The sequence below is a fragment of the Sphingobium sp. WCS2017Hpa-17 genome (assembly GCF_031843765.1).
GTDB lineage: Bacteria > Pseudomonadota > Alphaproteobacteria > Sphingomonadales > Sphingomonadaceae > Sphingobium.
In genome coordinates, this window is sequence record NZ_JAVTIV010000001.1 from 895,759 (window position 1) to 903,924 (window position 8,166).

Consider the following 8,166-nt stretch of genomic DNA (forward strand, 5'->3'; position numbering starts at 1 on the left):
GAACAAGCGGGTTCGCATCACTCTGTTTCATAGCAACCTCGGAGAAGCGAATGACTGAGAACACATTTAAGGCAGGGGATGTCGTTAGACTGAAATCAGGCGGACCGACCATGACCGTTACCCGCGTTGGCGAAGGCGCATGGGTTGGCACGGTCTGGGTATCTTGGTTCGATTCAAGCAACAAACCGCAGAGTGGTGAATATCCCCAGGAAGCGTTGGAATTGGTCGATTAACTGACAGGCCAGCCGTCCAATCCTATGCTTAGGCGCGAGCGAGGGCGTTTTGCACCGCGCGCTCGCGCCGCTTCCTCCGCAGTCTTTGCATCGTGGCAGGGCTTGCAGATGCCCTGATAGTTATCCCGCTCGCCTGTGCCGCCCTCGCTGAGCGGCTTGATGTGGTCGGCTATGGTCGACGGGGTGGTGCGCCCGCGTGCCAGACAGGGGCGACACAGCGGCTCTTCCCGCAGCACGATCGCCCGCATGATGTCATGCTCACGGCCATAGCCGCGTTCATGCCTGCTCTTGCGGGTGCTGGCCCACGCTTTGGCGCAGGGCTTCTGCTTCAAGCTGGGCGGGCGGCTGGGCATGGCGCCTCCGCATGAGGGCGAGGGTGGTAGGGCTCGAACCTACAACCTTCGGTTTTGGAGACCGACGCTCTACCGAATTGAGCTACACCGACTTGGGAAATGCAGTAGCACGAAGGCGGAAGCGCGCTTCCGCCAGATGAAGGGCGAGGTCTGCACTACCCAAGCGGGTCCAGAACGATGCACGCCCATGCTGCATCCTGTGCAGCTACGCCGCCATCTTGGCGGTGTTCGAGTGTTCTTCTACATCGGCGGGTGACAGGATGGAAGTGGGAATTTGCGTCCTCCATCCATTGCCGAAATCCAGCACTGTCGCCGTTAGGTTGCTGCGAAGCACGACGCCCTTCATGCCGCCATAGATGCCCTCATTTACCTTCGCCTTGCTGTTGAGCGGGAAGGCGTATTCCGCCCGGCGAATGGGCGTGCGCTTGGCCTCCAGCCTGCGCAGGCTCGACAGGTGACGATCTTCTATGATCGGGATGCCGCCGAAGCAGTGCAGCACATGAAAGGCGACGTGCGCAGCCTCCATCAACCCAGCGCCGCGACGAGGGCGGACTGGCAATGAACCAAGCATGATGAGGTCCGCCAGATGATGAGAGGCCGCGAAGACATAGCTGGGCATGATCGGCAAACGGACCTGCCGCTTTACGTTCGCACGCGTCACCTTCATGGTGACCGTCTCGATCGGCGTCCAGACGTCATAGCCATCCTTGCCAAGAGATTCCGCCAGCCCGATCGTGGTGCGGCCCGACGTCCGCAGGATGCACCAGCACTTGCCCTGTTCGCTCATTTCCAATTCGCTCCGTTCTACTCTTGTTCTTACCGCTTCGAAGGGTGCGCCGCCAGCGCCTTTGCCGTCAGCGCCCCGGCGCTCACCGTTTCGTCGTCATCGACCGGGGCCACCCATTCGCGCTCGTGGCGCAGGATCAGCATCGATGCGCGGCCCTGACGGTACCGGCGCACGGCGGACAGCGGCGCGGCCGCCTCGCGGATTTCGGCGACCGTCGGCATGAACCGGCTGGTGCGCAGAAGGTGGACGCAGGCGTGGGCCAAGTCGCAGGCTGCCAGATCCGAAAGCCCATCCTGATAGGCTGAGAGCGTTAGCTTGGCGTCGAGATCGCTCATGTTGCGCTTGGCCATGGCGGTGGACAGCTTGATGACCCACCCGTTGATGTCCGTATGTGTCGCCAGCGGCGGCTCGGCGGCGGCCACCGCACGCAGCGCCGGCAGGAACTTCGGGCCGGGGACGGGCAGCTCGAACACGTTAATTCGGGATTTGACTGCGGCGTCCAGCTTCGTCGGCAGCGGCGGCTCTTGCCAGTGCGCTGGTAAGTTCGTCTGCTGCGGCTGGATATGCACCATTTGACCCATGAGCGTTGTTCCTTTTGGCAATCATGAGGCGCACTGCGCCGTCGAAATATCGGAGGTGATGGATGGGTGACGAGGCGGCGGACACGCCAGAGCCGACGGTCGCCCGGAGGTCAGCGGGCGACGCGCCTCGCGAAACCCATTCGCGGACGAGGTCGATGTGTTCGGCTATCCGGCCGGGCTCCATGTGCCGAACGCCAGCCATCCGGGTGAGATCGTCTGCGAGATCTGCAAAATCGGTCGCGTGCGCTCCATCACCATCAACAACAATTGAAGAGGAAGAAGAAGATGAAGAAGAAGGGGGGGGTAAAATAACCCCCCTTTCATCATGAACTAAGGGGGGTTTTTCTTTGCGAGGGCGACCCCCCTTTGTTCCGTGTGAAGCGCCCTTTTGACCATGGACCTTGCCGAGTGATCCTCCAGCGGCGCGAGCCTCGCGTACCTCTTCGTCGCGCACCATGCGGCGGCTGTAGATCACGCCGTCATCGGTGCGCGAAAAGACGCCGTTTGCCTCTAGATCTGCCATGCAGCGCTTAACGGTCGCAGGGCTTTCGCCCACGAGGCGCGCAAGCATGTCGGGCGATATGGGGCGGCCCTGCGCGGTGAGGTGGCCGTATGGCTCACCCTCGTGCATGATCGCCATCATCTCCATCCAAAGGCCGCGCGACACCAGTGCGCACAGGCGCAGGCCCGGATCCGTGCGCCAATCGGCGGGGTAAAATTGAAATGCAGGGCGCTTGCTCACCGAATCCACCCCCATGCACGCACAACGGCCAGCGCCTCTTCAGACTGCCGGATCATCGCCCAAGGAAAGCCCCAGCCGATCAGCATGTCGCGCCAACCCTCCTGATCCTCGGACAGGTCGTTGCCGATCTCGCGCTTCACCTCGATGAAGCCGATCTGCTGGCGCTGACGGCCGAACAGGATGAGGTCGGGAAAGCCCGGCCGCAGCCCATCCTTGCGTAGCGCCTGCATCTGCTTGGCACGCGACAGCTTGTCCCCGGCCAGGTGCGCACCGTTCGGCACGGCAACCGCCTCGATGCGCTGCATGGCGAGCAGGCGGATGGCGCCGCGCTGCACCGGCCGCTCTTGCATGCCAGCGCCGCGCTTCCCTCCGCGCGCGACCGTGTTAAGCCAGGAGCGTGTCATTCCATCCCCAGCGCGGAAAGATAGGTCTGGAGGATCGCCTCCATTTCCTGCCGGTCATGCGGCTGCATCTTGCGCAGGCGGATCACCTGCCGGATGATCTTGGCATCGTAGCCGGTGGCCTTCGCCTCCAGATAGACGTCCTTCACATCGTCGCTGATGCCCTTCTTCTCTTCTTCCAGCCGCTCGATGCGCTCGATGAGCAGGCGCAACTGATTGGCGGCGACATTGCCTTCAGACATCGGTAATCTCCTCGAATATGGACCGCTGAGGGTCGGGATTGGCCGCCTGCCAGTCGGCAAGGCGTTGGATGGCAGCATTGAGCGAAGCGGCGGCTGCGGCATGTTCGGCCTGGGCGGCGATCACCTTCCCCGCGGCGCGCTCCACGCGCTTGCGGCACAAGACGATCGCCTCCTCCATCTGCTCGGGCGTGACGGTGCGTGGCTCAATGTCCATCGGCGACCTCGAAGCCCAGATAGGCCCGCGCGAAATCCAGCCGGCGAACGGCAAATGATGCAGGCACGTCGATCCTGTCGGCGGTCCGGACGATCAGCGCCTCGATGCGCTCGCACAGCGCAGCGCTGCCGTCCCGGTGCGCCGCCTTGCGCATCTGGAATTCAGCGTCGCCGATCGCCTCGCGCGGCTTCTGCGCAGTGATGTTGTGCCGTTCCCGGTTTGATACCGCGTACATGGTCAGTTGCTCTCGCTGGTGCTGGTGAGGTGCAGGCCCTGCTCAACCTGCTCGACAAAGGCGGCCAGCCGGGCGGACAGGAGCGATCCGCTCTCTGCGTCGACCTTGCCGGCGGCGATGAGGTTGGTGACCGCCGCGATGTGCCACCGGCCGAAGTCGGCGATGCGGGCGCGCTCGGCAGTAGTGGCCTGGGCGGTCACCTCGGCGAAGGTGCGGCGGCGGTAGCGGCGGGCGCGGGTCATGCGGCGGCCTCGGTGAAGAGGTTGCCCTGACGCTGGGCGTCTGCGATGCGCTTGCAGGCGATGTCGAAATATTTGGGGTCGCGCTCGATGCCGATAAACCGCTTACCGCGCTCCAGTGCGGCAACGCCGGTGCTGCCGGTGCCCATGAACGGGTCGCAAATCGTGTCGCCGTTCGCGTTCACGATGATCTTGCGCATGACGGCAAGCGGCTTCACCGTCGGATGGTCGAATTCGCCCTGCTGCCCGACCGGCGCAACGATGTAGCGCGCCTTGTCAGCCAGGTCTCCCGCCGGGAAGCCGCCGGCGTTCCAAGCGTGAATGTAGATCTCGGTGTCCGGCTTATAATGCTTGTTCGCGACAGGCATCGGGTTCGACTTGTGCCAGAAGCACAGGGCGAAGCGGTCGAACTGCTCAGACAGGTGAGGCAGTAGCGTGTCGAGCTGGTCGTTATGGCAGAAGATGACGACGCTGCGAAACTGGCTTGCGGTGATGACGCGGTGGTCGAAGCCCTTATCGAGGCCAGCCGCCTGAATCTTGTCCATGCACTGGCGATCGCGCCGGAAGATGCCACCGCCCGACGCTTCGAAATCATAGGGCGGGTCCATCACGCCGCAGTCGATCGGGCCGAGACGGGGCGGGATGTCGTGGCAATTGCCCAGATACAGCGTCGCTGCGCCGATCACGACGGCGGTCGGTATCGCAGGCAAAACAATATCGTTCGCGGAACCGGCATCAACCGGCGCCGCGTGGGTCGCGCTGTCCATGTTCTCACTCCTGGGCTGGCTGGCCCGCTTCGTTCAGTCCTGTCAGATGATGTGCGCGCGGAGCGTCGGAATCAGCGCCTCGGCGGCCTCCGAAAACTTGGCGCGCTCGCTCGGGTCGATGATGCCATCGGCCAGATAATCATTGCCGTCCGCCACCAACTGCGACGCCTGCGCCAGCGCGCGGCGCATGCAGGCGGCGTCGGCGTCATCGATGCGCGGCGGGGCGCAGAAGCCCATGGCGCTGTTGACCTGCGCCCAGGCGGCGGCCGGCAGATGCGCGAAGACGGACATCATCAGATGCGCGGGCATCGTGGCCGGCGGCGTGGCGGCATAGCTGCGCAGCGTCATGTGCTTGACACCTGTCAACTGCTCCAGCTCGGCCCAGGTGATGGCCTTGCCGATGCCGGAGCCCACATATTTGTTGAGCTGCCGGGCGATGATGCTTTTTCCGATCTCGTCGGAAAGGGCCGTATTCATTTCCATGGTGAAACCTTCGCAACTGCGGCAATCCAGCCGGTATGGAACAGGGAAAACATCAGGCGGCCTCACGCTGCGCATGCGGGCAATCGCGAACCGGGCAGGCGCGAATGGCAGCGTCGTCAAGGCGGTGGTCGCAGGTGGTGCAGAGGGCGGGGGCGCTCGCGGTCGGCAACGGTGGGATGACAGTGCAGCCCGCCGGAAGTTCGACGCGCAGTTTGCCGACCTCGGTCATTTATGCAGCCTCCTCGATCGGCGCCTGCCGCCGGGCGGCATGGACCACATCGTTTAGGGTCGCGGCGTCGATGACGAATTTCGAATGAGCCTCTATCGCAAGGGCGATCTCTGCCGAGCAGCGGTTGGAGCGCTCGATCTCTGACACCTGCCCCTTACTTTTCAGCCCGAACAGTGCGCCGAACGCCTCCTGATTGAGGCCAAGCGATTTGCGATATTGGATGATCCTCATGACGTTTTGTTCGCCTAAACTGAACTCCATGTCAATGGGTGCTGTTCACTTATCAGGTAACGACATTCACTTGCGCAGTTCGTATTTTCGAAACATGGGCAGAAAAAGCGTCGATACCCCTTCTTCCGCACCGCCATGGGACTGGTTTCTCAACGAATGGATGGCGTCCACGGGAGTTAACCAGACGACGCTGCGCGATCGGGCGGGCTGGAGTAAAGCTTCGGCCAGCAACATATGCTCAGGCAAGACTGGCTATTCGAAGCGGCTGGTAAATGAAGCAGCGAACGCTCTCAACATCCAGCCGTATGAGCTGCTGATGCACCCCGACGACGCCATGGCTATCCGCCAGTTGCGCAAGGATGCGCTGACGGTTGTTGAGCATGGGCGCCGCCTTGAAGATGTCGGACCGAATGTTGTCCGCATGGCTGGCGCGGGTAAATGAACCTTACTGACTGGGTTGGAGTTTACGGTGCCCTAAGCGGGACGGTAGCCAGCCTGGTGGCTTGGCGAGCCTATGCACTAGCGAAGCGCACAGCGGTATTGGATGGGCCGCATATCGAAATATCGGACCCATCTGCGAAGCATCCCGAATGGATTTACTTTTATCTCGCAGGGCCTCGATCGGAGCAATGGACGGTTGCGCGCGTCGAGTTGATGTGGGCCGGCGACATTCAGATTTGCCGCAAAGAGATGGGCCACGATAGCCTCGGCGGTTTAGTCATCGCGTCCGTACAGCCCCAAGGCAGGGTTCTTGATGATCCGGATGCGCCAGTCGTCTTATCAGGCGTGCCATCGCAATCCGCTCAAATAATCTTTACCTTGAGGTTAAAGGCCGACCTCAAGATCGCGCGTCGATGTCGCATTCCTTTTCGTCAACTGCCGCAGCATAGCGCCTAGCGCTAATGTAAGCGCTGATCGATAAAATCATTGAGACGGTTGGAATAACGCCGCTGACAAGCAGGCCCCAAGCCAGTTCCCAGTCCATGAAAATCACCTTTCCTACACGCCCGCGCCATGCCTATGATTCGGCGGCAGGCAGCTTGCTACCGAACGTGTTCCATTTAAGCGAACTTTTTCCGTTGACACAAGGTTCCATTTAAGCGAACACATGCCCATCACCTGACGCGCCGCGCATCCAGCCGGCCGCCACGGTGGGGAGATCACCATGTCCATCCCGCAGTATTTTGTGGGCTCGGCGTCGGCGGATGCGCTGTCTCGCCTGGGCAACCTTCAGCGCCTCGGCGCACATTATCGGACCGTCGATCTGGTCAACATCGCTGGCTATTGCGCCAGTGAAGCGCACGAGCTGCTGCTGACCGATCCGGGCACGGCCCGCGACTTCCTCCTGAACGGCGCCAGCCGCATGATCCGCGCTGCCGAGCAGTTGGAGAGCGAGATCGCGGGCCGCAAGGTTGTGCCTCTGCGGGTGGCGTCATGAGCGCCTATTCCATCGCCGCCGCGGCGATCTTCGCCGCCTCCGGCGCGCTCGCGTTGGGCGTCATCATCCACCAGCTTCGCGCCGACTTCCACAAGATGCTGGCCGCGCTGGCCTATGAGCCGATCGAGAAGGGGCGGGCCGATGCTTAACCGTGGAGCCGCTGCCGTGCGTCGTGTCGACGCATGGACCGACAGCAAGGGCCAGATGCACCCGTCGAAAGACAAGGCCATCGCTGCCGAGCTGACTATCGCGCTGGGTGGTACCGGCGCGGCTGACGGCATGGCGCCGGGCCTTGTCGGCCTGCTGCTGGAGAAGCGCGAGACGATCCTGCCGCTGCTCACTGAGTACGGCGCGCCGGAGGCGGCTGAGCCTGATGTGCCAGCATATCAGCGGCAGTGCGAGCGTGTGATTCCATGATCATCAACCACGCCGAGATCGCCTGGCGCCAGCTCCAGCGCATCCGCCACAACATCGCTCATTCCCCCTTGCCCGTAATGCGCGCCATCCCCCTGGCAGCGCAGGACCGGGCAGGAGCCTCGGACGGCCTGACCCTCTCCCAAGGGCCGTCATCTGATCCACGCGGGTCGGCCGTCGAGGCCGGTCGGCCCGCAACCCCACGCAATTCCGGTCCGCAGCCGTGCACCTGCCCGGTCTGCACCAGCGACTGCGCGCGCATCGCGCCGTGCCAACGAAAGGTGAACTGACAATGTCGACCGTCGACCAATTTACCGAGGCGCTCTATCGCGCTGGTGCGCCGTATGAGCGTGAAGGCGATGCCATTACCGTGCGCGGCCATCACGTCGATCTGAGCGGGCTGACCTCGCTGCCCGAGGGCGTGACGTTCAGCAACGGCGGCGACGTCGATCTGAGCGGGCTGACCTCGCTGCCCGAGGGCGTGACGTTCAGCAACGGCGGCGACGTCTATCTGCGCGGGCTGACCTCGCTGCCCGAGGGCGTGACGTTCAGCAACGGCGGCGACGTCGATCTGAGC

At 63.0% G+C, this 8,166-nt stretch carries 19 protein-coding genes; 6 read left to right on the forward strand and 13 right to left on the reverse strand.

The annotated features are described in order from the left end of the window. The first annotated feature begins 50 nt into the window (after positions 1–50). Positions 51–233, forward strand: a complete 183-nt coding sequence (locus RQH62_RS04280) for a DUF2158 domain-containing protein (protein ID WP_311267466.1) — start codon at positions 51–53, stop codon at positions 231–233. Here the strand turns inward: RQH62_RS04280 and RQH62_RS04285 are convergent. The 12 genes from RQH62_RS04285 to RQH62_RS04340 all read right to left on the reverse strand — a co-directional run bounded on the left by RQH62_RS04285 (position 230) and on the right by RQH62_RS04340 (position 5,737). Then, positions 230–586, reverse strand: a complete 357-nt coding sequence (locus tag RQH62_RS04285) for an HNH endonuclease signature motif containing protein (protein WP_311267467.1) — start codon at positions 584–586, stop codon at positions 230–232. The two genes, RQH62_RS04280 and RQH62_RS04285, sit on opposite strands and share 4 nt — an antisense overlap. A 205-nt stretch (positions 587–791) precedes the next feature. After that, positions 792–1,373, reverse strand: a complete 582-nt coding sequence (locus RQH62_RS04290) for a transcription termination/antitermination NusG family protein (RefSeq protein ID WP_311267468.1) — start codon at positions 1,371–1,373, stop codon at positions 792–794. Positions 1,374–1,402: 29 nt separating this feature from the next. Next, complete coding sequence (locus tag RQH62_RS04295) at positions 1,403–1,846, reverse strand: hypothetical protein (RefSeq protein ID WP_311267469.1); 444 nt, start codon at positions 1,844–1,846, stop codon at positions 1,403–1,405. Between the two features lies 1 nt (position 1,847). Continuing rightward, the gene (locus RQH62_RS04300; protein ID WP_311267470.1) at positions 1,848–2,711 is read right to left on the reverse strand and encodes a hypothetical protein; all 864 of its coding nucleotides are present in this window, start codon (positions 2,709–2,711) and stop codon (positions 1,848–1,850) included. Further along, on the reverse strand, positions 2,693–3,100 hold the full coding sequence (locus tag RQH62_RS04305; protein ID WP_311267471.1) for a VRR-NUC domain-containing protein: 408 nt from the start codon (positions 3,098–3,100) through the stop codon (positions 2,693–2,695). The genes RQH62_RS04300 and RQH62_RS04305 overlap by 19 nt, the downstream gene beginning before the upstream one ends. Further along, the gene (locus RQH62_RS04310; RefSeq protein WP_311267472.1) at positions 3,097–3,339 is read right to left on the reverse strand and encodes a DUF2312 domain-containing protein; all 243 of its coding nucleotides are present in this window, start codon (positions 3,337–3,339) and stop codon (positions 3,097–3,099) included. The genes RQH62_RS04305 and RQH62_RS04310 overlap by 4 nt, the downstream gene beginning before the upstream one ends. Beyond that, positions 3,332–3,553 carry a hypothetical protein gene (locus tag RQH62_RS04315; protein WP_311267473.1) on the reverse strand — a complete coding sequence of 74 codons (222 nt, stop codon included), beginning with the start codon at positions 3,551–3,553 and terminating at the stop codon, positions 3,332–3,334. The genes RQH62_RS04310 and RQH62_RS04315 overlap by 8 nt, the downstream gene beginning before the upstream one ends. Continuing rightward, positions 3,543–3,788 (reverse strand): hypothetical protein, encoded by a 246-nt coding sequence (locus RQH62_RS04320; RefSeq protein WP_311267474.1) that lies wholly within the window; start codon positions 3,786–3,788, stop codon positions 3,543–3,545. Before RQH62_RS04320 ends, RQH62_RS04315 begins: the two co-directional genes overlap by 11 nt. 2 nt (positions 3,789–3,790) lie before the next feature. Next, the gene (locus tag RQH62_RS04325) at positions 3,791–4,030 is read right to left on the reverse strand and encodes a hypothetical protein (protein WP_311267475.1); all 240 of its coding nucleotides are present in this window, start codon (positions 4,028–4,030) and stop codon (positions 3,791–3,793) included. After that, the gene (locus tag RQH62_RS04330) at positions 4,027–4,794 is read right to left on the reverse strand and encodes a site-specific DNA-methyltransferase (protein ID WP_311267476.1); all 768 of its coding nucleotides are present in this window, start codon (positions 4,792–4,794) and stop codon (positions 4,027–4,029) included. The genes RQH62_RS04325 and RQH62_RS04330 overlap by 4 nt, the downstream gene beginning before the upstream one ends. 42 nt (positions 4,795–4,836) lie before the next feature. Next, positions 4,837–5,397, reverse strand: a complete 561-nt coding sequence (locus RQH62_RS04335; RefSeq protein ID WP_311267477.1) for a hypothetical protein — start codon at positions 5,395–5,397, stop codon at positions 4,837–4,839. 109 nt (positions 5,398–5,506) lie between these two features. Further along, on the reverse strand, positions 5,507–5,737 hold the full coding sequence (locus RQH62_RS04340) for a hypothetical protein (protein ID WP_311267478.1): 231 nt from the start codon (positions 5,735–5,737) through the stop codon (positions 5,507–5,509). On the opposite strand from RQH62_RS04340, the gene RQH62_RS04345 reads away from it, so the two are divergent. Next, on the forward strand, positions 5,727–6,179 hold the full coding sequence (locus tag RQH62_RS04345) for a helix-turn-helix transcriptional regulator (RefSeq protein WP_311267479.1): 453 nt from the start codon (positions 5,727–5,729) through the stop codon (positions 6,177–6,179). The genes RQH62_RS04340 and RQH62_RS04345 overlap by 11 nt on opposite strands. Positions 6,180–6,575: 396 nt before the next feature. Here RQH62_RS04345 and RQH62_RS04350 read toward each other — a convergent pair whose 3' ends face one another. After that, the gene (locus RQH62_RS04350; protein WP_311267480.1) at positions 6,576–6,722 is read right to left on the reverse strand and encodes a hypothetical protein; all 147 of its coding nucleotides are present in this window, start codon (positions 6,720–6,722) and stop codon (positions 6,576–6,578) included. A 180-nt stretch (positions 6,723–6,902) separates the two neighbouring features. Between RQH62_RS04350 and RQH62_RS04355 the strand changes: the two genes are divergently transcribed. The 4 genes from RQH62_RS04355 to RQH62_RS04370 form a co-directional block, all read left to right on the forward strand. Next, complete coding sequence (locus RQH62_RS04355) at positions 6,903–7,175, forward strand: hypothetical protein (protein WP_311267481.1); 273 nt, start codon at positions 6,903–6,905, stop codon at positions 7,173–7,175. Further along, the gene (locus tag RQH62_RS04360) at positions 7,172–7,324 is read left to right on the forward strand and encodes a hypothetical protein (protein WP_311267482.1); all 153 of its coding nucleotides are present in this window, start codon (positions 7,172–7,174) and stop codon (positions 7,322–7,324) included. The genes RQH62_RS04355 and RQH62_RS04360 overlap by 4 nt, the downstream gene beginning before the upstream one ends. Then, entirely contained in the window at positions 7,317–7,592 is a 276-nt protein-coding gene (locus tag RQH62_RS04365) for a hypothetical protein (RefSeq protein WP_311267483.1), read from the forward strand. Before RQH62_RS04360 ends, RQH62_RS04365 begins: the two co-directional genes overlap by 8 nt. A 289-nt stretch (positions 7,593–7,881) precedes the next feature. Continuing rightward, the coding region (locus RQH62_RS04370) for a hypothetical protein (protein ID WP_311267484.1) at positions 7,882–8,166 on the forward strand (285 nt) is incomplete at its 3' end.

Excerpts from the sequence above, each read along its gene's own strand:
- RQH62_RS04285 (WP_311267467.1), bottom strand. The coding sequence starts at position 586 with ATGCCCAGCCGCCCGCCCAGCTTGAAGCAGAAGCCCTGCGCCAAAGCG.
- RQH62_RS04315 (WP_311267473.1), bottom strand. The coding sequence starts at position 3,553 with ATGGACATTGAGCCACGCACCGTCACGCCCGAGCAGATGGAGGAGGCG.
- RQH62_RS04305 (WP_311267471.1), bottom strand. The coding sequence starts at position 3,100 with ATGACACGCTCCTGGCTTAACACGGTCGCGCGCGGAGGGAAGCGCGGC.
- RQH62_RS04350 (WP_311267480.1), bottom strand. The coding sequence starts at position 6,722 with ATGGACTGGGAACTGGCTTGGGGCCTGCTTGTCAGCGGCGTTATTCCA.
- RQH62_RS04290 (WP_311267468.1), bottom strand. The coding sequence starts at position 1,373 with ATGAGCGAACAGGGCAAGTGCTGGTGCATCCTGCGGACGTCGGGCCGC.
- RQH62_RS04345 (WP_311267479.1), top strand. The coding sequence starts at position 5,727 with ATGATCCTCATGACGTTTTGTTCGCCTAAACTGAACTCCATGTCAATG.
- RQH62_RS04330 (WP_311267476.1), bottom strand. The coding sequence starts at position 4,794 with ATGGACAGCGCGACCCACGCGGCGCCGGTTGATGCCGGTTCCGCGAAC.
- RQH62_RS04310 (WP_311267472.1), bottom strand. The coding sequence starts at position 3,339 with ATGTCTGAAGGCAATGTCGCCGCCAATCAGTTGCGCCTGCTCATCGAG.
- RQH62_RS04300 (WP_311267470.1), bottom strand. The coding sequence starts at position 2,711 with ATGGGGGTGGATTCGGTGAGCAAGCGCCCTGCATTTCAATTTTACCCC.
- RQH62_RS04320 (WP_311267474.1), bottom strand. The coding sequence starts at position 3,788 with ATGTACGCGGTATCAAACCGGGAACGGCACAACATCACTGCGCAGAAG.
- RQH62_RS04360 (WP_311267482.1), top strand. The coding sequence starts at position 7,172 with ATGAGCGCCTATTCCATCGCCGCCGCGGCGATCTTCGCCGCCTCCGGC.
- RQH62_RS04280 (WP_311267466.1), top strand. The coding sequence starts at position 51 with ATGACTGAGAACACATTTAAGGCAGGGGATGTCGTTAGACTGAAATCA.
- RQH62_RS04325 (WP_311267475.1), bottom strand. The coding sequence starts at position 4,030 with ATGACCCGCGCCCGCCGCTACCGCCGCCGCACCTTCGCCGAGGTGACC.
- RQH62_RS04340 (WP_311267478.1), bottom strand. The coding sequence starts at position 5,737 with ATGAGGATCATCCAATATCGCAAATCGCTTGGCCTCAATCAGGAGGCG.
- RQH62_RS04355 (WP_311267481.1), top strand. The coding sequence starts at position 6,903 with ATGTCCATCCCGCAGTATTTTGTGGGCTCGGCGTCGGCGGATGCGCTG.
- RQH62_RS04365 (WP_311267483.1), top strand. The coding sequence starts at position 7,317 with ATGCTTAACCGTGGAGCCGCTGCCGTGCGTCGTGTCGACGCATGGACC.